This is a genomic window from Streptomyces sp. NPDC002790 (assembly GCF_040295505.1).
Taxonomy (GTDB): domain Bacteria; phylum Actinomycetota; class Actinomycetes; order Streptomycetales; family Streptomycetaceae; genus Streptomyces.
The window spans coordinates 24644-45313 of sequence record NZ_JBEOVM010000037.1; the positions used below are offsets into that span (position 1 = coordinate 24644).

A 20670-nucleotide genomic window follows, 5' to 3' on the forward strand; every position below is an offset into this window, starting at 1 on the left:
ACTCCTCCAAGAGCGCGCCGGCCCCTCGCGGCGCCGTCCGCTTGACCCTGCCGTAGCGTCAAGGTTTCTACTGAAGGCATGCGGATCGGAGAGCTGGCCCGGATCGTCGGTGTCACCACACGCGCCATCAGGCACTATCACCACCTCGGGCTGCTGCCCGAGCCCGAGCGGCTGGGCAACGGGTACCGGGAGTACGGGCTGCGGCATGCCATCGAGCTCGCCCGGATCCGGCGACTGACCGAGCTGGGGCTCGGGCTGCCGGAGGTGCGGGACGTGCTCGCGGAGGACGCGGGGCGCGATCTCGTGGAGGTGCTCGCCGAGCTGGACGCCGATCTGGCCCGGCAGGAGGCGGCCATCCATGAGCGGCGGGAGCGGCTGCGGGGTCTCCTCACGGAGGCCGAGCGGGGGCGACTGCCCACCGAGGGACCGGTGTCGCCCGAACTCGCCGCGTTCTTCAACGAGTTGGGTGACGTCGACGTCGAGTCGCCGATGGCCGCCAAGGACCGCGAGGTGCTCGCGCTCATCGACACGACCGCCCCGCCCGAGGCCCGCGAGCAGCTGATGGCGGCGCTGCTGCCCGCCTTCTCCGCACCGGGCGCCGTGGCCGCGGCCCACGAGGTCTACGCCCGGCTCGACGCCCTCGCCGACGCCGGCCCGGACGACCCGCGGGTGGCGGAGGCGGCGCGGGCGCTGGCCGCGTGCATGCCGGCCGAGCTGCCGGTCGGCGAGGCGCTCGCGGAGGGGAACACCCTGCTCGACACCTTCCTCGCCGACTTCTCCCCCGCCCAGGCCGAGGCCGTCCGGCTCGCGATGCGGATGGCCGCCGAGGGCGGTGCGCCGTGACGGGCCTGCGTACGACGTTGCGCGCCCTCGCCTATACGGCCCTGGCGGCCGAACTGGTCGTCACCGGATGCCTGTTGGTGGGTACGCGGCCGCCCCGCGTCGTCGAGGCGGCGGTCGTGGTCGTCATCGTCGTCGAGGTCTGCGGGCTCGCCGTGCTGTACCGGCGCGGCGGCCGGGACGCCGTGCGGGAGGTCGTGCCCGCCAAGGCCCGCCGGCTCGTCGGGCACGAGTTGCGGGTGCTCGGGAGTTACTGGCTGTGGGTGACGCGGCGCCGCGATGGCGTCCCGGCGGGGGCGAGCGCCTTCGCGTACGCGCGGGGGCAGGCCGTGATGATGTACGCCTTCGCGTTCGTGTGCCTCGTCGAGACCGTCGCGATGTGGGCTCTGCTGCACGACTGGCCGCTGCTGCACCGCGTCGTGCTCGTCCTCGACGTCTACACGGTGGTGTGGGTGCTCGGCCTGCACGCCGCGGCCGTGACCCGGCCGCACGTCGTGACCGCCGACACCCTGCGGGTACGCCGCGGCGCCCTGGTCGACCTGCGGATACCGCTGGAGCGGATCGGGGCCGTACGCCGCGAGAACAAGTACACGCACCAGCCCACGGAGGGCGAGCTGAACCTGGACGTCGGCGCCCAGACCAGCATAACCATCGAACTGGCCGCTCCCGTACGGCACTTCACGTTCCTCGGCCGCCCGTTGGATGTCAGCCTGGTGCGGTTGCACGCGGAGGATCCCGACGGGCTCGCGCGCACCCTGGAGCAGCGGCTCACGCCGGCGTGAACAGCACCTTCGTCGAGCCGGGGTCCGCCTGCGCGAGCCGGACCCGCAGCCGCTCCCCCAGCGGCAGCGCGGACGCGCCGCCCTCGACCCGGGCGACGACGGCGGGCTCGGTCAACTGGACGGTCCCGGAGGCCTGTTCGCGGTCCTTCACGTCCACCACCACCGCGTCGAAGACCTCGCCGACCCGGTGCTCGAGGAGCGCCGCCTCGACGATGTCGACGCACTCGCGCTCCACGGAGTTGGCGCGCCGGGTACCCTCCGCCATCTCCTTGGGGAGGTCTTCCAGAGCCGTCAACACCCATTCGGGAACGCCCCGTTCGGCGGATGCGGCCAGGCAGAGTTCGGACGCGTAGCGGTCGACGAGGCGGCGCAGCGGGGCCGTGCAGTGGGTGTAGGGCGCGGCGACGGCGGCGTGCGTGGCGAGGGCCGGGGTCTCGCCACCACGGAACGCCGTGTAGCCCGCGCCGCGCAGCAGCGTCGTGCACTCCTGGAGGAACGCGGCGTGGTGCGGGATCCGCGGGTCGAGGGAGCGGACCAGGTCGGAGTACGACACGTGGTGCGGCCACTCGATGTGCAGGGCCTTCGCGGTGCGGCGCAGCCGGCCGACCGCGCCGTCCGGTGCGGCGGGCAGCGTGCGCAGGATGCCGGTGCCCGCGGCGAGCATCAGGTCGGCGGCGGCCATGCCGGTCAGGAGGGAGATCTGGGCGTTCCACGAGTCGGCGGGGAGCGGGGCCCGGTAGGCGAGTTCGTACGCGGTGGCGCTCGCGACGATCTCCTGCTCGGGCACGTCGAGCGAGATGCCACCGCGCTCGACCTCCAACCGCTCGCGCAGCGACCCGATGTCCTTGAGCAGGGCGACCGACTCCTCGGCGGTCCCGTCGTCGATGGCCTTCTGCACGCCCGCGTAGTCGAGCTTGGCGCGGCTGCGGACGAGGGCACGGACGACGTCGGTGGTCTCGGCGCGCCCGTCCGCGTCGAGGTCGATCGTCCACAGGACGGCCGGGCAGGTCTGGTCCGGCAGCAGGCTCGCGGCGCCCTCGCTGAGCACGGTGGGGTGCAGCGGGACCTTCTCGTCGGGGAAGTAGAGGGTGGTGACGCGGCGGTGCGCCTCGGCGTCGAGGACGCCGCCCGGTGTGACGTACGCGGCGACGTCGGCGATCGCGTACCGCACGCGGTAGCCGCCGCCGGGGCGCCGGGACAGGTGCATGGCCTGGTCGAGGTCGGTCGACGTGGGCGGGTCGATCGTGAAGAAGGGGATCGCCGTCTCGTCCCGGTCGGGCAGCCACGGCGGATCGGCGGCGACGCGCTCCGCCTCCGCGAGCACATCGGCCGGGAACTCCTCGGGTACGTCCAGCTTCGTACGCAGTTCGCGCAGCACGGCGCCGAGCGGCTCCCGCGCCGCGCCGGTCACACGGAGGTGGCGACGGGGCATGCCACGAGCGTAGAAGGCGGTGGCCGGGTTGGCACGCCGTAGGCTGGGGCGTCGATCGACAGTTGTTCCGTACGTGCTTGAGGAGTGCCCCGTGCTTGTGCTGTTGCCGCCGTCGGAGGGTAAGGCCGCTTCCGGACGCGGGGCGCCGCTGAAGCCGGAGGGCCTCTCGTTGCAGGGGCTCGCCGGGGCGCGGGCGGCCGTCCTGGACGAGCTGGTGGAGCTGTGCGCGGCCGACGAGGAGAAGGCGCGCGAGGTGCTCGGCCTGAGCGAGGGGCTGCGCGGCGAGATCGCCAAGAACACGGAGCTGCGCACGGCGGGCGCGCGCCCGGCCGGCGAGATCTACACCGGCGTCCTGTACGACGCCCTGGACCTGGCCTCCCTCGACGCGGCGGCGAAGAAGCGGGCGGCCAGGTCGCTGCTCGTGTTCTCGGGACTGTGGGGCGCGGTCGGTGTCGCCGACAGGATCCCCTCCTACCGCTGCTCGATGGGCGTGAAGCTGCCGGGACTCGGCGCGCTCGGGGCGTACTGGCGGGGGCCCATGGCCGAGGTGATGCCACAGGCCGCCGGAGACGGGCTCGTACTGGACCTGCGGTCGTCGGCGTACGCGAGCGCGTGGAAGCCGAAGGGGGACGTGGCCGAGCGGACCGCGACGGTGCGCGTGCTGCACGCGCCGACCCGCAAGGTCGTCTCCCACTTCAACAAGGCGACCAAGGGACGGATCGTCCGGTCGCTGCTGACGGCGGGGTCCGCGCCGGCCGGTCCCGCCGAGCTCGTCGACGTACTGCGGGACCTCGGGTACGTCGTGGAGGTCGAGGAGCCCGCGAAGGCCGGTCGGCCGTGGAACCTGGACGTGCTGGTGGACGAGGTCCACTAGAGGCCCTGAAAAGATAGAGGCGCTAAGAAGACCAGCCGGATTGCAGCATGCGCAACGACCTTTGCGCATGTTGCTGCGGGCGGGGCAGGATGGGGCCATGACCTCGACTGCCGCCGCCTCTGCCGGCTCCGCCTCCGTGCTGGATCTCGCCCCTGTCGTCCCCGTCGTCGTGGTGGAGGACGTCGCCGACGCGGTGCCGCTCGCGCGGGCGCTCGTCGCGGGCGGCCTCCCCGCTATCGAGGTGACCCTGCGTACGCCCGCCGCGCTCGACGCGATCCGGGCGATCGCCGCCGAGGTCCCGGACGCCGTCGTCGGCGCGGGCACCGTGATCTCGCCCGCGAACGTCGCCGACTCGGTGGCCGCGGGCTCCCGCTTCCTGGTCAGCCCCGGCTGGACGGACACGCTGCTCGACGCGATGAAGGAGTCGGGCGTGCCGTTCCTGCCCGGCGTCTCCACGACGTCGGAGGTCGTGGCGCTGATCGAGCGCGGCGTGCACGAGATGAAGTTCTTCCCGGCGGAGGCCGCGGGCGGCGCCCCCTACCTGAAGGCGCTCTCCGGTCCGCTGCCGCAGGCTCGGTTCTGCCCCACGGGCGGCGTCTCGCCCGCGAACGCGCCCACCTACCTGGCGCTGAAGAACGTCGGCTGCGTGGGCGGCAGTTGGATGCTCCCCGCCGACGCGATCGCGGCGAAGGACTGGGACCGGGTCGAGGCCCTGGCCCGCGAGGCGTCCTCGCTGCGTTGAGCCGGCTGAACTATGTGAGGTGCGCTGTCTCGTTGAGGCAGCGCACGCTCGCGTTCCCGTCCGCGTAGTACGCGACCGTGGTGAGGGACGCCGCCGCGAGCTCCATGCGGAACATCGCCTCGGCCGGGGCGCCGAGCGCGAGCCGCACCAGCGTCTTGATCGGCGTCACATGGCTGACCAGCACGGCGGTACGCCCCCGGTACGCGGCGGTCAGCCGGTCCCGCGCCTCGGCGACCCGCTCCGCGACCTCCGCGAAACTCTCGCCGCCACCGGTCGGGGCGGCGTCGGACGAGGCGAGCCAGGCGTTCAGGTCGTCCGGGTAGCGGGCGCCGGCCTCCTTGAACGTGAGCCCCTCCCACGCCCCGAAGTGCGTCTCGCGCAGCCCTTCGTCGACCTCCACGCCGAGCCCGAGCCGCCCGGCGACGACCTCGGCGGTCTCGCGGCACCGCTTCAGCGGCGATGCCACGACGACGTCGACGTCACCGCGCGCGACCAGGGCCGCGGCGGCGTCCGACGCCTGCCGACGACCGGTGTCGGAGAGCGCGGGGTCGCCGCCCCCACTCCCCGAGAACCGCTTCTCGGGCGTGAGGGCGGTCTCCCCGTGCCGGAGCAGGAGGAAGGTGGCGGGTGACCCGAGGTCCGGGGGTGTCACGTGTCTCCCTTGCGGCAGGCCCAACGGCGTTGCGGTCTCGGGGCTCTGCCCCGGACCCCGCGCCTCAATCGCCGGCGAGGCTGAGTGGTCCTAAAGCCCCGACTCGGACGTCCGAACCAGGATCCGCCGACAGTTCTCGCAACGAACGACCTCATCCGCCGCAGCCGCCCGAACCTCGTTCAGCTCCGTGATGTTGAGCTCGAGCCGGCACCCCTCACAACGCCGCTGGAACAGCTTCGCCGCCCCGACCCCGCCCTCCTTCTCGCGAAGCTTGTCGTACAGCTTCAGCAGGTCCGCCGGGATCGTCCCGGCGACGACCGCACGCTCCTTGGCGGCGGCGGAGACGTCGGCGTCGATGGCGGCATCCGCCGCGTCGCGCCGCGAGGTCGCGTCGTCGGCCTTGGCCTGCACCGAGGAGAGCCGCTCGGCCAGCTCGCCCGCGCGCTCCTGCGCGGACTCGCGGCGCTCCATGACCTCGAGGACGACGTCCTCCAGGTCGCCCTGGCGCTTGGCCAGCGAGGTGATCTCGCGCTGCAGGTTCTCCAGGTCCTTGGGGGACGTGACCGCGCCGGAGTCGAGGCGCTTCTGGTCGCGGGCGGCGCGCTGGCGGACCTGGTCGACGTCCTGCTCGGCCTTGGTCTGCTCGCGGGCGCAGTCGCTCTCCTCGGTCGTCGAGGCGACGTGCAGGTCGCGCAGCTGCGTGAGGTCCTTGGTCAGCGACTCGATCTCGTCGTGCTCGGGCAGCGACCGCTTCTTGTGCGCGAGCTGCTGGAGGCGGGTGTCGAGGTCCTGGAGATCGAGAAGACGGATCTGATCGGCGGGCGCGGCGTTCAGTTGGGGGCTCCAAAAGTAGATACAGGCGAGTCAGAAGGGGTGCGCGTAGCGCTCGCTGAAGGGGTGGTGGCGGGCGACGGGCGGGTGGACGCCGCGTGGGCCGTCCAGGGATCGGTGACCGTCTTCGAGACGTGGACCCGCAGGCGCCATCCCTCGCGGTCGGAGACCTCTTCGAGCTGAGCCGCGGCCAGCTCGCACCAGGGCCACTCGGTGGCCCAGTGCGCCGCGTCGAGCAGCGCGAGAGGGGTGGTCTCGCGGGCCTCGCTCACCGGGTGGTGGCGCAGGTCCGCGGTAAGGAAAGCATCGACGCCCGCCGCACGCACATCGTCGAAGAGGCTGTCGCCGGAGCCACCGCTCACGGCGATCGTACGCACCGTCGCGTCGAGGTCCCCCGCCACGCGGATGCCCTGCGCGGTGGCCGGCAGCCGGTCGGCGGCGCGGCCCGCGAGCTCGCGCAGCGTCAGCGGGTGCTCAAGATCGCAGACCCGGCCGAGGCCACGACGGCCGGCGGGGTCGGTGGGGTCCGGGACCAGGGGGCGGACGACGCGGACGCCGAGCGCGCCCGCGAGGGCGTCGGAGACGCCGGGGTCGGCCTTGTCGGCGTTGGTGTGCGCGACGTGCAGGGCGATGTCGTTCTTGATCAGCGTGTGGACGGCGCGGCCCTTGAACGTGGAGGCCGCCACCGTCGTCGTACCGCGCAGGTAGAGGGGGTGGTGCGTGACCAGCAGGTCCGCGCCGAGCTTCACCGCCTCGTCGACGATGTCCTGGACGGGGTCGACCGCGAAGAGCACCCGGCCGACCTCGGCGTCCGGATCACCGGCGACCGTGCCCACCGCGTCCCATCCCTCGGCGAGGGCCGGGGGCCAGAGGGCTTCGAGGGCGGCGGTTACTTCAGACAGACGGGGCACGCAGACAGGTTACCCGCGCCGCCCGCCCCACCCCCAAGCCCGGCCTTTCCCGTAAGGGGCGCAGGAGAGCACAGAGGACCCACCGTTCACAGCCAATTCGGGGCATGGCCCACCTTTCGTGTGAAACGGCGGGCGCGAGGTGCCACGGAGGTACGTGCGAAAACTAGCGTCGGCCCGGACAAGCGGAGGTGAACGATCCGTAATGGATCCCCTTCTTTGAGGGGGTCTCCACGAAGGAGGCTGGAACACCCATGACGGCCCTGGCCACGGAACCCACGCCGGATACACCGGAAATGCCGAAAATGCCGCCACGACCGCCGCACACCAGATGTGTGGTCACGATGGACGCGACGTACGCGGCGCGGCTCGCGCGGCACGGCGCGAGCCCCGACGCCCGGTTCCCCGAGCGCTGGACCCTGGACGGACCCGAGCCGTACGCGGTCCCGCTGCCGGGACCACAGCCGGAGGAGCCCGGCACCGCCGTGCTGCCCCTGACCGACGGCCGGGTGCTGATCCAGCGCGCGGCGGCAAAACGCCAGATGTTCTCGCTGCTCTACCCGACGGGTCCGGGCACGGGCGAGGTGCCGCTCGGGTCCGTGGAGTGCGCGGAGCTCACCCTGCTGCCGCCGACTCCGGACGGGCGCTGTGCCTACGCGTTGGCGGCCGGCGCGGAGTCGACCGCGGTGTGGCAGGTGGCGGGCGCGGGCTCCGGGCCCGAGCTGCTCGCCGAGGTGCCGGGGCGCTGCTCGGGCGGGGTCTGGCTGTCCCGCGAGGCCCGGCTGCTCGCGCTCGACCGCGCACCGTCGGACGCGGACGGCGGCGGCCCGGTGAAGACGGTGGTGGTGGATCTGGACCGGGGCGGCGAGGTCTCCCCGCTCCTTCAGGTCGCCGAGGACAGCGAGGACCGGCTGCTCCTCGCCGATCTCGACAGCGGCCTCATCCTGCTCCGCTCGGACGCCCCGACGCCGGGTGAACTCCGGCTCGGCTGGGGCGTGTTGGGCAGTACGCTGCCGATCCGGTTCCCGGAGTCGCTGCGCCTCGCCGACTGCGAGCTGACACCCTTCGCCATCCAGCCGGGCCAGCCGCTGATGCCGGAGGGCTGCGCGGTGGCGCTGCACGTGGCGAGCACCGAGGGCGGCTCCCCGTGGCTCGGCCTGTGGCGGCCCGCCGAGAGCCGGATGCACCAGGTCGCGGCGCCCGGCGGCTGGCTTCCGGGCAGCGGGTTCCTCTCGCGCGAGGGGGTGCTCTCCCTGCCGTACGTCAGCGAGGAGGTGCCGTGCGGTCTGGCGAGGTTCCAGGCACCCGAACCCCGCGCGGGGCAGCGGGAGCCGGAGGAGGAATCCGCCCCGCCCGAGCCCACCGCGACACGCCCCGTGCCGTTGGCGCAGGCGCCCCTCGGTGGCCGTACCACGGACCGTTAGACTCTCCCGGCTGCAACTGAAGGATCTTGTACGTGTTTACGGGGTGAATGTTCCGATGGTGGAAGGCAACGGCACGAATGTCGAGTTCGACGCGGAGGCGACGCGCCACGCGCGGGTCGGTTCGGGTCGGCACCGCGGCGAGGTGTCCTCGCCGCCCATGGCGGGCGGCGACCAGGAGTCGAGGCCGCGCGGGCGGCACCGTGGGGCGCGCGCCGACGAGGCGTAACGCTCGACACTCGATGTGAGGAAACGTATCTCTGAGGGGCCCGGCAGAAGCCGGGCCCCTCAGTCGTGTCGTGTCGATGGCGGTCGGCCGGGCTCAGCCGTGCTTGAGGCCGAGCACCTCCGCCGCCGCGAACGTCTCGTTCGGGGGCCGGTCCTTGTAGTGCGGGGTGAGCAGCGCGTCGAGCTCGTCGAACGTGAACGCGCCCTTGGCCGTGTCGAACTTCGCCTGCACCCTCGGCCGGTCGACGACCGCGACCATGCCGCCGTGCACCACCAGCAGTTGGCCGTTGATGTTCCCTGCGGCGGGCGCGGCGAGGTAGCCGACGAGCGGGGCGACGTGTTCGGGCGCGAGCGGGTCGAGCCCGTCCTCCGGCTCGGCGAACCCGGCGAAGACGTCCTCCGTCATACGGGTGCGGGCCCTCGGGCAGATGACGTTCGCGGTGACGCCGTACTTGGCGAGGGCGAGCGCGGTGGAGGTGGTGAGCCCCACGATGCCGCCCTTGGCTGCGGCGTAGTTGGGCTGGCCGGCCGAGCCCGCGAGGAAGGCCTCGGACGAGGTGTTGATGATGCGCCCGTAGACCGGGGCGCCTGCCGCCTTCGAGGCCTCGCGCCAGTGGCGGGCCGCGAAGTGGCTGGTGTTGTAGTGGCCCTTGAGGTGGACGTGGATGACCGAGTCCCACTCCTCCTCGGTCATCGAGAAGATCATGCGGTCGCGGAGGATGCCGGCGTTGTTGACGAGGATGTCGAGTTGGCCGTACGTGTCGATGGCCAACTGGACGAGTTCGCGGGCCTGTTGGTGGTCGGCGACGTCGCCGGTGTGGGCGGTGGCGGTTCCGCCCGTGGCCTCGATCTCCGCGACGACCTGTTCCGCGGGGCCGGTCGTGGCCTCGCCGGAGCCGTCGCGGCCGGGTTGGCCGAAGTCGTTGACGACGACGTTTGCGCCCAGGCGGGCGAGTTCGAGGGCTTCGGCGCGGCCGAGGCCGCGGCCGGCGCCGGTGACGATGGCCGTGCGGCCGGTGAGCGGCGTGGACATACGGTTCTGCTTCCTCTCGGGGGTGTTTGCGCCGCGACGGCGTTGCGGACACGGGGCTCCGCCCCGGACCCCGCTGCTCAATCGCCGCAGGGGCTTGATTTACCCACTCGCCGCTCATGGGCTGAAAAGATCTGCTCAATCGCCGCAGGGGCTTGATCTATCAAGCCCCGCCGGCGATTGAGGCGATCTTTTAAGCCCCGCCGGCGTTTGAGGCGCGGGGTCCGGGGCGGAGCCCCGCGCCCGCAACGCCGGTGCGGCTACAGCTCGATACAGGTCCGCAGGGCGACACCCGTGCGCATTTGGTCGAGGGCCTCGTTGATCTCCGACAGTGGGACCCGGTGCGTGATCAGGGACTCCAGGTCGATGCGTCCCGCCCGCCACAGGGCGATCGCCCGCTCGTAGGACCGCAGGACGTCACCGCCCCCGTACATCGACGGCAGGATCTTCTTCTCGTCGAAGAACAGCTCGAACATGTTGAGCTGAAGAAAGTCGTCCATGGCCCCGGCGCCGACCACGCAGAGCGTGCCGCCGCGGCGCGTCGTCTCGTACGCCGTGCGGGCGGTGGCGGACTTGCCGACGACCTCGAAGACGTAGTCGAAGCCCTCGCCCGCCGTGATGTTCTGCTTGGCGTCGGCCAGTTCGTCCGGTGAGATCGCCTGCGTCGCACCGAACTTGAGGGCCGATTCGCGCCGCGATTCCACCGGGTCCACGGCGACGATCTGCGCCGCGCCCTTGAGCCGCGCGCCCTGGATCGCGGAGATGCCGACGCCGCCGCAGCCGATGACGGCGACGGACGAACCCGCCTGTACGTCCGCCGTGTTGATCGCGGCGCCGAGCCCGGTGGTGACGCCGCAGCCGATGAGCGCCGCGATGTCGAAGGGCACGTCGTCGGGGATCGGTACGGCGCAGGCCGCGTTGACCACGACCTCCTCGGTGAAGGTGCCGGTCCCGGCGAAACCGAAGACGTCCCCGCCGGGGCGCTTGAAGTTGGGGGTGCCCGCGTTCATGAATCCGGCGAGACAGAGCTCGGTCTGGCCGCGCTTGCAGGCGGGGCAGGTGCCACAGGCGGGCAGCCAGCACATCAGGACTCGTTGACCGGGCGTCAGGTTCGTTACTCCGTCGCCGACTTCGACGATCTCGCCCGCGCCCTCGTGGCCGGGGATGAACGGGGCCGGCTGCGGCAGCACCCCGTTCATCGCGGAGACGTCGGAGTGGCACAGGCCGGTGGCGCGCAGCCGGACCCGCACCTTGCCCGGCCCGAAGCCGACCGCCTCGACGTCGTCCAGTACCTCGAGTTTGTCCTGGCCTATCTCGTGCAGTACGGCTGCTCGCATGGCGTGCGGCTCCTTCGCGATCGATCTGCCTGCTGGTTGCGTCAGTTGTGGTCGACGAGTGTGTCCGCGAGCACCGGAGCGTCCTCGCGCTCCACCGCGGTGACCGTCACCTGCACCCTCCCCGGCTGCTCCCACATACGGATGCGCAGCGTCTCGCCGGGGAAGACGATCCCGGCGAAGCGGGTGCTGTAGCGGGTGATGCGGGAGACGTCGCCGCCGAGGGCCGTGTCCGCGACCGCCTTCAGGGTCATGCCGTAGCTGCACAGGCCGTGCAGGATCGGCTTGTCGAAGCCGGCCAGCTTGGCGAACTCCGGGTCGGCGTGCAGCGGGTTCCAGTCGCCGGAGAGCCGGTAGAGGAGGGCCTGGTCCTCACGGATGGTCCGTTCGACGGTGCGGTCGGGTTCGCGGGAGGGGACTTCCAGGCGCTCGGAAGGGCCGCGGTCGCCGCCGAATCCGCCCTCTCCGCGTACGAAGATCTGGGAGTCGGCCGTCCACAACGGGCCGTCCGCGTCGGCGACTTCGCTGCGCAGCACGAGCACGGCCGCCTTGGTCTTGTCGTACACGGCGGCGACGCGTGAGGTGGTGGTCGCCTTTCCCTTGACCGGGATGGGGCGGTGCAGCTCGATGGTCTGGCCGCCGTGCAGCACGTGCGCGAGGTTCACGTCGATGCCGGGCGCGGACAGGCCGCCGACGACACCCATGCCCGCGCCCGCGACGGTCGCGAAGCTGGGCAGGACGTGCAGTTTCGACTCGAGCGTGTAGCGCAGCTCGTCGGGGTCGGTGGCGGGGCGGCCCGCGCCGAGACCCAGGTGGTAGAGCTGAATATCCTTGTGGTCCCAGGTGATCTCGGCGGACCTGGGCTCTGCGGCTACGGCCTTCGCGGCGTCGATGGGCATGCGCTGGCGCTCCTAGGGCTGGTCGAAGACCTCGGTGCGACCGTCCGCACCGTCGGCCGCACCGAGGTCGTCACGGGCCGGGTAGAACCTGTTCCAATTCACCCGGCGACCCATGTATAGCCAAGAGCGCATGTCTTGGGAAGGGCCGCGCCGCACCTTTCTGACGGAACGTCAGAAAGTGTGGGCCGTGAACGACAGTGACATTTGTACCGGCGAGGTACGGACAATCGCATCTGCCGCCGCTCGCCCCGGATCCGTAGCGTCATCGCCATGAAGACGATGAAGGCGGCGGCAGTGTCCTTCGCGGGGGCCGTCAAGACGTTCGGTGACATACGGGCCGTGGCCGGGCTCGACCTGGAGATCGCGGCAGGCGAGACCGTGGCACTGCTCGGCCGCAACGGCGCCGGGAAGTCCACCTCCCTCGCCCTGCTGCTCGGCCTGGACGAGCCCGACGAGGGGCACGTGGAGCTGTTCGGCACGGCGCCGCAGGACGCGGTCCGGGCCGGGCGGGTGGGCGCGATGCTGCAGGAGGGGCGGGCCGTGCCCCGGGTCACGGTCGCCGAGCTGGTCGGGTTCGTGGCCGGGCGGTACCCGGAGCCCATGGACACGGCGGAGGCGCTGCGGCTCGCCGGGATCGAGGAGCTCGCCGGGCGCCGGGTCGACAAGCTGTCGGGCGGGCAGACGCAGCGGGTGCGGTTCGCCGTGGCGCTCGCGGGCAACCCGGCGCTGCTCGTGCTCGACGAACCGACCGCGGCCCTCGACGTCGAGGCGCGGCACGCGTTCTGGACCTCGATGCGGGCGTACGCGCGGCGCGGCCACACGGTGCTGTTCTCCACGCACTACCTGGAGGAGGCCGATGCCAACGCCGACCGGATCGTGGTGATCGACCGGGGCCGGGTCGTCGCCGACGGCAGCGGCGACGAGCTGCGCAGGGCGGGCGGCGGTAGCCTCGTCTCCTTCGACCTGGCGGGGCGCGGCACGGAAGGGCTCTCACTGCTGCCGGGCGTCGTGTCCGTGGAGGTCCGCGGCGACCGGGCCCGGCTGCGTACCGAGGACTCGGACGCGACCGTCATGGCGCTCGCCGGCCTGGACGCCGTACGCAATCTGGAGGTCGCCCCGGCCTCCCTCGACGACGCCTTCATGGCGCTGACCGCGGACCCCCGCGACCTGGAGCGTGTGTGAGATGCGGGACTATCTGCTGCTTGAAGTGCGGCGCACACTGCGCGACGGCCGGTTCGTGATCGGCACGGTCGCGATGCCGGTGATGATGTACCTCTTGTTCACCAACATCGGCTCTGACGCCGGAAGTTGGAAGACCGCGTCGATGATCGGGATGGCTGCCTACGGTGCGGTGGGCGCGGCCATGAACACGGCGGCCGGAGTCGCCGAGGACCGGGCGATCGGCTGGCTGCGGCAGCTGCGGGTCACGCCGATGACCCCGCGCCAGGGGGTCGTCGGACGGGCCCTGACCGGCGCGGTGACGGTCCTCCCCGCCATCACGGCGGTGCTGCTCGCGGGAGCCCTGGTCAACGGGGTGCGGCTCGACGCCTGGAAGTGGCCGGTCATCGCGCTGCTGCTGTGGCTGGGCTCGCTGCCGTTCACGATGCTCGGGCTCGGCAACGGCTACCGGCTGACCTCGCAGGCCATGGGCGGCATGAACATGCTCTGCTACCTCGGGCTCGCGGTGCTCGGCGGGCTGTGGTTCCCGGTGGCACTGTTCCCCGGCTGGTTGCAGACGGTCTCCTCGTACACGCCGACCAATCGCTTCGCGCAGCTCGGCACGGCGGTCGCCGACGGACACGCGCCGTCGCTCGCGGCTCTCGCGGTGCTGTCCGCCTGGCTGCTCGCCTTCGGTTCGTACGCTGTGGTCTCGTACCGCAAGGCCGCGCGCACCATCTGACCTTCAAAGACGGAGACCGGACATGTCCTGGTGGAGCAACGTCAACTGTCAGTTCCGCGAGCTGCGTGCGGCGCAGGCCGAGTGGAAGGCCGAGAACGAGCGGGTAAAGGCGGAGCGGCGGGCGCGCGGCGAGCACGGCAGGCTGCCCGAGGAACTGGGCCCGCCACCCACCGGGTTCGCGCTGCTGCCGTGGCTGCTCATGGGCATGGGCGCGCTGTCGAACATCTTCCAGGGCAAGGACACCAACCCCTGGCTCGGCGGACTCGGCCTCCTCACCTTCAACTCCCTCTACATCTATGTGGTGTTCAGGGCATTTCGCAAGGAGACCCGCAACGCGACGTCGACGCGGGTCGTGCTGGCCGTGATGACGCTGCTGACCTGTGCGCTCGTCGGTGGTTTCGGCGGCAGCTGGATCGCGTTCTTCCCGCTGCTCGGGCTCGCGGCAGGTGCGGTCCTGCGCGGCCCGCACCTCGGCAGGGCCGGGCTCGGTCTGAGCGCGCTCGCGGGCGTCGTCTCCGGGCTGAAGGAGGGCTGGGACGCGGTGGGGGCCGTGTACGGCACGTTCCTGTCGATGATGGTGACTGCGGCGATCCTCTCGCTGTCCGAGGCCGTACGTGAACTGCGCTCCGCCCGCGAGGAGTTGGCGCGCCGGGCGGTCGAGGAGGAACGGCTCCGCTTCTCCCGGGACCTGCACGACCTGCTCGGGCACACGCTCTCGGTGATCGTCGTGAAGTCGGAGGCGGCCCGCCGGGTCGCGCCGCGCAGTATGGAAGCGGCGCTGGAGCAGATCACCGACATCGAGGCGGTCGGCCGGCAGGCACTCACCGAGATCCGGGAGGCGGTGAGTGGCTACCGCGAGGGCAGTCTCGCCACGGAGCTGGACCGGGCGCGGTCCGCGCTCACGGCCGCCGCCATCGAACCCGTCGTCCGCCAGTCGGGCCCGCCCGTGTCCGCGCAGACGGAGGCGCTGCTCGGCTGGGTGGTGCGGGAGGCGGTGACGAACACGGTGCGCCACAGCTCGGCCACCACCTGCACGATCAGCGTCGAGGGGGCGGCGGAGCGGGTACTGCTGCGGGTCACGGACGACGGGGTGGGCGCGGCCGCCGCGCCGCCCGTCACCGGCGTGGGCGGCACCGGGCTGAAGGGACTCACCGAACGGCTCGCCACCGCGGGCGGCTCCCTGACGGCGCAGCCCCTCGCACGCGGCGGCTTCGAGGTACGGGCCCAGCTCCCCGTCGCGGACCTGGAGCCGGCGGCGGCCGCCCCGACGGACGCCGGTCTCGCCCGGCACGGATAAGGCGCCACGGGCGGGTCCGCGCCGTACGCTCACCCCTGTGACGGAGATGCCGCAGGACCAACGCCCGGCCAAGAGCATCCGCGTGCTCCTCGCGGAGGACCAGGGGATGATGCGGGGCGCGCTCGCGCTGCTGCTCGGTCTCGAGCCGGACCTGGAGGTCGTCGCCCAGATCGCGGCCGGCGACACCATCGTCGACACGGCGCTCACGTGCCGGCCCGATGTGGCGCTGCTCGACATCGAACTGCCCGGCCGCAGCGGGCTCGACGCCGCGGCGGAGCTGCGCGAGCAGGTGCCGGACTGCCGGGTGCTGATCCTCACCACGTTCGGGCGGCCCGGGTATCTGCGGCGCGCGATGGAGGCAGGGGCGGCGGGGTTCCTCGTCAAGGACGGGCCGGTCGAGGAGCTTGCCGAGTCGATCCGCAAGGTGCTGCGGGGGGAGACGGTGGTCGACCCGGCGCTTGCCGCTGCCGCGTTGTCGGCGGGGCCGAGTCCGCTCACCGTGCGTGAGGCGGATGCCCTGCGGGCGGCTGCGGACGGGGTGACCGTCGCGGATATCGCCGCGCGGCTGCATCTGTCGGAGTCGACCGTGCGGAATTACCTGTCGGCGGCTATTGGGAAGGCGGGGGTGCGGAATCGGGCGGAGGCGCTGCGGGTCGCCTCCGAGCGTGGGTGGCTGTGAGGGGGGTGCGGTTGCGGGGCTCCGCCCCGGACCCCGCTGCTCAATCGCCGCAGGGGCTTAATAGTGGGGCTCAATCGGCATGATCAGCTTGATTTTGCAGGCCGCATGCCCACCAGCAGCACCACCGCCGCCACCACCAGGATTCCCGACCCCACCGCGAATGATCCCGCGTAGCCGCGGGTCAGTGCGGCAGGGGCCACCGAACCCGCGGAGCGGGACGTCGCCACTGTGGAGAGGATGGCCAGGCCCAGGGAACCGCCCAGGGTGCGGGACGTGTTGACGAGGCCGGAGACCAGGCCCGCGTGGCCCGGCGCGGCGCCCGATGTCGCCAGTGAGGCCAGCGGGGTCATCGCGCATCCTGCGCCCGCCATCATCACGATTCCGGGCAGCATGATCGTGGTGACGTACGCGCCGTCCGCGCTCATCGTCGACTGCCACAGGAATCCGGCCGCAGTCACGAGCACGCCCACCACCGCCACGTTCCGCGCCCCGTAGCGGGGCATCAGGCGCGGTGCGAACTTCGAGCCCAACACCACCGCCAGCGAGCTCGGCACCAGCGCGAGGCCCGCCTCGATCGGCGTGTAGCCGAGCACGTTCTGCGCGTACAGCGTCATGAAGAACCACATGGCGAACGAGCCCATGCCGCACACGAACATCGCCGCGTTCGCGACCGCCACCGAGCGCACCTTGAACAGACCGAGAGGCATCAGCGGGAGCCGGGTGCACGCCTCCACCAGCAAGAACGCGACGATCAGCAGGAGCGCGATGCCCAGCGGCACCAGCGTCGCCGCGTCGCCCCAGCCCCGCTCCTCCGTCTGCACGATGCCGTACGCGAGGACCGCCGTGCCCGCCGTCACGAGGACCGCGCCGGGCAGGTCGAGCCGGCGTTCGCCGCCCGCGCGGGACTCCTTGATCCAGCGGGCCGCCGCCGCGAGGACGACCGCGCCCAGCGGAACGTTGATGAGCAGCACCCAGCGCCAGTTCAGGCCCTCCGTGAGGACGCCGCCGACGAGTCCGCCGGCCGCGCCGCCGCCCGCGCCGACCGCCGTCCACGTCGCGATGGCCCGCGCCCTTGCGGCCCCTTCCGGGACGGCGGAGGTGAGGATCGTCAGGGTGGACGGTGCGAGGACCGCCGCTCCGAGGCCCTGCACGGCGCGCGCCGCGAGCAGCTGCCAGCCCTCCTGCGCGAGCCCGCCGGCGAGCGAGGCCAGCGTGAACAGGCCGAGCCCGACCAGGAACATCCGCTTGCGGCCGAAGAGGTCGCCGGCCCGGCCACCGAGGAGCATGAAGCCCGCGAACGCGATCGAGTAGGCGTTCACCACCCACTGCAGCCCGCTCGCGCTGAGCCCGAGGTCGGTGCGCATCGACGGCAGCGCCACGTTCACCACGGACACGTCGAGGACGACGAGGAACTGTCCGGCGCAGGCCACAGCCACCACCAGCCAGGCGGGCGGGGCGGCGGCCGCACGGCCACGGGAACGTATCGCGTCGTCGGAGGCCGCTTCGGGAGCGGCGTCGGGGGGAGTCTGGGCCATGCGTGTCATGGTCTCAGTCGCCCGGCACCCCGTACATCCGGATTTCGCCGCACCCAGGGTAGGCCCCCGGACCTAGGGCCTGGGGCCTGGGGCCTGGGGCCTGGGGGTCACCCGCGTCGCAGCATCGTCACCACCGCCGCGCCGCCGAGGCCGATGTTGTGGGCGAGGCCGACCCGGGCGTCCGGGACCTGGCGCGGCCCCGCCTCGCCCCTCAACTGCCAGGTCAGCTCGGCGGCTTGGGCGATGCCGGTGGCGCCCAGCGGGTGGCCCTTGGAGATGAGGCCGCCGGAGGGATTCACCACCCACTTACCGCCGTACGTCGTCGCGCCCGACTCGACGAGCTTGCCGGACTCGCCCTCGGCGCACATGCCGAGCGCCTCGTACGTGAGGAGTTCGTTGATGGAGAAGCAGTCGTGCAGTTCGACGACGTCCACGTCCTCGATGCCGACCCCGGAGGCCTCGAAGACCTGCCGCCCGGCCTCCCGCGACATCGGCTGACCGACCACGTCGATGCACGATCCGGACGCGAAGGACTCGTCGGTGTCCGTGGTCATCGACTGGGCCGCGATCTCGATCGCCTTGTCGCCGAGGCCTCGTTCCTCGACGAAGCGTTCGGAGACGACGACCGCCGCTGCCGCGCCGTCCGAGGTGGGCGAGCACTGGAGCTTCGTCAGCGGCGTGTGAATGGTCTTGGCGGCGAGGATCTCGTCGACCGTGTACGCGTCCTGGAACTGGGCGTACGGGTTGTTCACCGAGTGCCGGTGGTTCTTGGCGCCCACCGCCGCCAACTGGGCCTCCGTCGTGCCGTACCGCTCCATGTGCTCGCGGGCGGCGTCGCCGAAGATCTGGGCGGTGGGCGGGCTCATCTCGAAGCCGTGGCGGGCCGCCATGATCCCGTAGTGGCGGGCGACGGGGGATGTCTTGCCGAATCCATCAGCGGCTCCGCCGCGGGCCCCTCCGTCGGCCCCTCCCCCGAGCGCGCCGCGCTGCATCTTCTCGAAGCCGAGCGCGAGCACGCAGTCGCTGATCCCGCCCTCGACGAACTGGCGGGCCATCATCAGCGCGGTCGAACCCGTCGCGCAGTTGTTGTTGACGTTGTAGACCGGTATGCCGGTCAACCCCAGTTCGTACGCGGCGCGTTGGCCCGCCGTCGACGCCTGGAAACAGTAGCCGACGGGGGTCTGCTGGACGTCCGCGTAGGAGATCCCGGCGTCGTCGAGGGCCGTGGTGCCAGCCTCCTTCACCATGTCCCAGTACTGCCAGTCCTTGGTCTCGGGCTTCTCGAACCTGGTCATGCCGACGCCGACGATGTACGACTTCATGGCTGCGCACCCCTCCTGCCGCTACCCACTGCCTGTATTAGCTGACGGTTCGTCAGATAGTGGCAGGGCGAGCCGTCCGACGGAAGGGCCCAGAGGCCCGGATCTCGGCGAGCGGGACCTGGCCGCCGTCGGCCAGCGCGGCGAAGTGGTCCAGGGCGGTGCGGGGCGGCGCGTCCGGATCGTCGGCGAGCGCCGTGTACGTACGCGCGACGAGCAGCGCGCGGCCGTCACCGCTCGTACGGGCCTCGTGCTCGGCCTGCTCGTACAGGAGCGCCTCCATGACGGCGCGGGTGAGCTCGTCGGCGTAGCGGCCGATGCGCATCTCCTGTTCGTCCGCCGGGAGTTCAAGGAGTGCGTCGCCCTTCTCCCGGAGGAGCTCCCATCGGTCGTCGAGCAAGGTGTGTGCTCGGAAAAATGTCGCACTGACAGGTGTCAGTGCGACATTTTTCCGAGCAGGCACCCCTTCCGGCGCCACATGCGGGCTCCCGTACGTGTCGGCGAGGGTGTGGTGGGCGTTCTGGCGGCGCATGCAGCGCAGCACGTCGAGGGCGATGACGTTCGATGAGCCCTCCCAGATGGAGCCGAGGTGGGCGTCGCGGACGAGCCGCGGGTTGACCCAGTCCTCGATGTAGCCGTTGCCGCCGCGGATCTCCATGGCCTCGCCGGTGACGGTGCGGGCGCGCTTGCACAGGGTGTGCTTGGCGAGGGGGGTGAGGACGCGGACGAGCGCGCGGGCGCCGGGATCCCCTTCGTCGGCGGCGGTCAGCCGGGCCGCGGCCTCGATGACCAGGTGCAGCGCGGCCTCCGTGTCGAGGATCATCGGGAGCAGCGTGGCCCGCATCAGCGGCTGGTCGAAGAGGGACTTGCCGAAGACGTGGCGCTCGCGGGTGTGGTCGACGGACTCGCGGACGGCGCGGCGCATCAGGGCCGTGGCACGCATGGCGTTGGAGAGGCGGGAGACGTTGAGCATCTCGGCCATCTGCCGGAATCCGTGGGTGAGTTGGCCGACGGGGGTCGCGTACGCCGCTTCCAGGGTGACCTCGCCGCTGGCGATGGAGCGAGACCCCAGCTTGTCCTTGAGGCGGTCGATGCGCAGGGCGTTGCGGCTGCCGTCGGGGCGCAGTCGCGGCACGAGGAACATGCCGAGGCCGCGCGTGCCTTCGCCCTGGCCCGGAACGCGGGCGAGGGTGAGGACGACATCGGCGGACGGGTTCGAGGCGAACCACTTCTTGCCGGTGAGGGTCCAGTGGCCGCCCCGGTCGGTGGCAACGGTCTCCGTCAGGCCGACGTCCGTTCCGCCCTGCTTCTCCGTCATGAACATCGCGCCGGTGGACCGGAGTTCGGGGTCGGTGGAGGAGAGGGCCGCGATCTCGTCGGCGTACCGCTCGGGGTCGAAGAGGCGCAGGATGCGGGCGGCGGAGTCGGTCATGGACAGCGGGCAGGCCATGCCGAACTCGGACTGTACGTAGAGGTAGGACAGGGCGTACTTGACGGTGTGCGGGACCTTGGTGGGCCAGCCGAGAACGCCGGGCCTGTGGGACATCGCGGCGAGGCCGAAGCGTTCGTAGGCGATGGCCGCCGCTGCGTCGTGGGCGGGATGGAAGGTGACCTCGTCGATCCGGGTGCCGTCGGGGGCGTACTGGACGAGCTTCGGCGGATTGGCGTCGGCGAGCGCGGCGTGGCGGTCGAGTTCGCCCCCCGCCAGTTCGCCGAGTTCGGCGAGGAGGGGTTCGACGCGGGCGCGGTCCTCGGCGGACAGGACACGGTCGAGGAGGGGACGCAGGGCGGGGTCACGGTCGGCATGGTTCATGGGGCCCCCAGGTCAGGGTGGACGATCCGGCCCCGCCGACGTTTGAGGCGCGGGCCCGGGGCAGAGCCCCGTCGCGATACGCGGATCACTCTGCCCCTGCGCATTAGGTACTGTCCAAGACCAATTCCGGGGCGAACTGAGCGGCGATCGCGCG

General features: G+C 72.0%; 19 protein-coding genes and 1 pseudogene. 10 read left to right on the forward strand and 10 right to left on the reverse strand.

From position 1 onward, the window contains the following. Positions 1 to 78: 78 nt before the first annotated feature. Together ABT004_RS18690 and ABT004_RS18695 are read left to right on the forward strand one after the other, a co-directional pair. Entirely contained in the window at positions 79 to 843 is a 765-nt protein-coding gene (locus ABT004_RS18690) for a MerR family transcriptional regulator (protein WP_351337905.1), read from the forward strand. Beyond that, complete coding sequence (locus ABT004_RS18695) at positions 840 to 1622, forward strand: hypothetical protein (protein ID WP_351337908.1); 783 nt, start codon at positions 840 to 842, stop codon at positions 1620 to 1622. Before ABT004_RS18690 ends, ABT004_RS18695 begins: the two co-directional genes overlap by 4 nt. Here the strand turns inward: ABT004_RS18695 and ABT004_RS18700 are convergent. After that, positions 1609 to 3054, reverse strand: coding sequence for an RNB domain-containing ribonuclease (locus ABT004_RS18700; RefSeq protein WP_351337910.1), 1446 nt, complete (start codon positions 3052 to 3054; stop codon positions 1609 to 1611). The genes ABT004_RS18695 and ABT004_RS18700 overlap by 14 nt on opposite strands. A 91-nt stretch (positions 3055 to 3145) precedes the next feature. On the opposite strand from ABT004_RS18700, the gene yaaA reads away from it, so the two are divergent. Both yaaA and eda read left to right on the forward strand, forming a co-directional pair. After that, the gene (gene yaaA, locus ABT004_RS18705) at positions 3146 to 3928 is read left to right on the forward strand and encodes a peroxide stress protein YaaA (RefSeq protein ID WP_351337913.1); all 783 of its coding nucleotides are present in this window, start codon (positions 3146 to 3148) and stop codon (positions 3926 to 3928) included. A gap of 97 nt (positions 3929 to 4025) precedes the next feature. Next, positions 4026 to 4670, forward strand: a complete 645-nt coding sequence (gene eda, locus ABT004_RS18710; RefSeq protein ID WP_351337916.1) for a bifunctional 4-hydroxy-2-oxoglutarate aldolase/2-dehydro-3-deoxy-phosphogluconate aldolase — start codon at positions 4026 to 4028, stop codon at positions 4668 to 4670. Between the two features lie 10 nt (positions 4671 to 4680). Here eda and ABT004_RS18715 read toward each other — a convergent pair. From ABT004_RS18715 to ABT004_RS18725, 3 genes and pseudogenes are all read right to left on the reverse strand, one after another. After that, positions 4681 to 5412 (reverse strand): annotated as a pseudogene (locus ABT004_RS18715) (histidine phosphatase family protein); the annotation flags it as partial. Beyond that, positions 5413 to 6156, reverse strand: coding sequence for a zinc ribbon domain-containing protein (locus ABT004_RS18720; RefSeq protein ID WP_351337985.1), 744 nt, complete (start codon positions 6154 to 6156; stop codon positions 5413 to 5415). Continuing rightward, positions 6153 to 7064: a Nif3-like dinuclear metal center hexameric protein gene (locus ABT004_RS18725; RefSeq protein WP_351337919.1), complete on the reverse strand. Its 912-nt coding sequence runs from the start codon at positions 7062 to 7064 to the stop codon at positions 6153 to 6155. The genes ABT004_RS18720 and ABT004_RS18725 overlap by 4 nt, the downstream gene beginning before the upstream one ends. Before the next feature lie 251 nt (positions 7065 to 7315). Between ABT004_RS18725 and ABT004_RS18730 the strand changes: the two genes are divergently transcribed. Both ABT004_RS18730 and ABT004_RS18735 read left to right on the forward strand, forming a co-directional pair. Continuing rightward, entirely contained in the window at positions 7316 to 8485 is a 1170-nt protein-coding gene (locus ABT004_RS18730; RefSeq protein ID WP_451192841.1) for a hypothetical protein, read from the forward strand. A 55-nt stretch (positions 8486 to 8540) separates the two neighbouring features. After that, the gene (locus tag ABT004_RS18735; RefSeq protein WP_351337921.1) at positions 8541 to 8711 is read left to right on the forward strand and encodes a hypothetical protein; all 171 of its coding nucleotides are present in this window, start codon (positions 8541 to 8543) and stop codon (positions 8709 to 8711) included. 93 nt (positions 8712 to 8804) lie between these two features. On the opposite strand, the gene ABT004_RS18740 is transcribed toward ABT004_RS18735, so the two are convergent. The 3 genes from ABT004_RS18740 to chsH3 all read right to left on the reverse strand — a co-directional run bounded on the left by ABT004_RS18740 (position 8805) and on the right by chsH3 (position 11973). Then, positions 8805 to 9743, reverse strand: a complete 939-nt coding sequence (locus ABT004_RS18740; RefSeq protein ID WP_351337922.1) for a 3-oxoacyl-ACP reductase — start codon at positions 9741 to 9743, stop codon at positions 8805 to 8807. Between the two features lie 257 nt (positions 9744 to 10000). Then, positions 10001 to 11077 (reverse strand): Zn-dependent alcohol dehydrogenase, encoded by a 1077-nt coding sequence (locus ABT004_RS18745; RefSeq protein ID WP_351337925.1) that lies wholly within the window; start codon positions 11075 to 11077, stop codon positions 10001 to 10003. Positions 11078 to 11118: 41 nt separating this feature from the next. Continuing rightward, entirely contained in the window at positions 11119 to 11973 is an 855-nt protein-coding gene (gene chsH3, locus ABT004_RS18750; protein ID WP_351337928.1) for an enoyl-CoA hydratase ChsH3, read from the reverse strand. Between the two features lie 279 nt (positions 11974 to 12252). Between chsH3 and ABT004_RS18755 the strand changes: the two genes are divergently transcribed. From ABT004_RS18755 to ABT004_RS18770, 4 genes are read left to right on the forward strand one after another with little or no spacing between them, the layout of a single operon-like run. Then, on the forward strand, positions 12253 to 13155 hold the full coding sequence (locus ABT004_RS18755) for an ABC transporter ATP-binding protein (RefSeq protein WP_351337990.1): 903 nt from the start codon (positions 12253 to 12255) through the stop codon (positions 13153 to 13155). 1 nt (position 13156) lies between these two features. Further along, positions 13157 to 13873, forward strand: coding sequence for an ABC transporter permease (locus ABT004_RS18760; protein WP_351337931.1), 717 nt, complete (start codon positions 13157 to 13159; stop codon positions 13871 to 13873). Positions 13874 to 13895: 22 nt separating this feature from the next. After that, positions 13896 to 15170, forward strand: coding sequence for a sensor histidine kinase (locus ABT004_RS18765; protein WP_351337933.1), 1275 nt, complete (start codon positions 13896 to 13898; stop codon positions 15168 to 15170). Positions 15171 to 15216: 46 nt separating this feature from the next. After that, complete coding sequence (locus tag ABT004_RS18770) at positions 15217 to 15849, forward strand: response regulator transcription factor (RefSeq protein ID WP_351337993.1); 633 nt, start codon at positions 15217 to 15219, stop codon at positions 15847 to 15849. Positions 15850 to 15932: 83 nt separating this feature from the next. Here ABT004_RS18770 and ABT004_RS18775 read toward each other — a convergent pair whose 3' ends face one another. The 3 genes from ABT004_RS18775 to ABT004_RS18785 form a co-directional block, all read right to left on the reverse strand. Beyond that, positions 15933 to 17384: an MFS transporter gene (locus tag ABT004_RS18775; protein ID WP_351337935.1), complete on the reverse strand. Its 1452-nt coding sequence runs from the start codon at positions 17382 to 17384 to the stop codon at positions 15933 to 15935. 107 nt (positions 17385 to 17491) lie between these two features. After that, positions 17492 to 18706, reverse strand: a complete 1215-nt coding sequence (locus ABT004_RS18780) for a lipid-transfer protein (RefSeq protein WP_351337938.1) — start codon at positions 18704 to 18706, stop codon at positions 17492 to 17494. A gap of 52 nt (positions 18707 to 18758) precedes the next feature. After that, on the reverse strand, positions 18759 to 20516 hold the full coding sequence (locus ABT004_RS18785; protein ID WP_351337940.1) for an acyl-CoA dehydrogenase family protein: 1758 nt from the start codon (positions 20514 to 20516) through the stop codon (positions 18759 to 18761). Between the last annotated feature and the right edge of the window lie 154 nt (positions 20517 to 20670).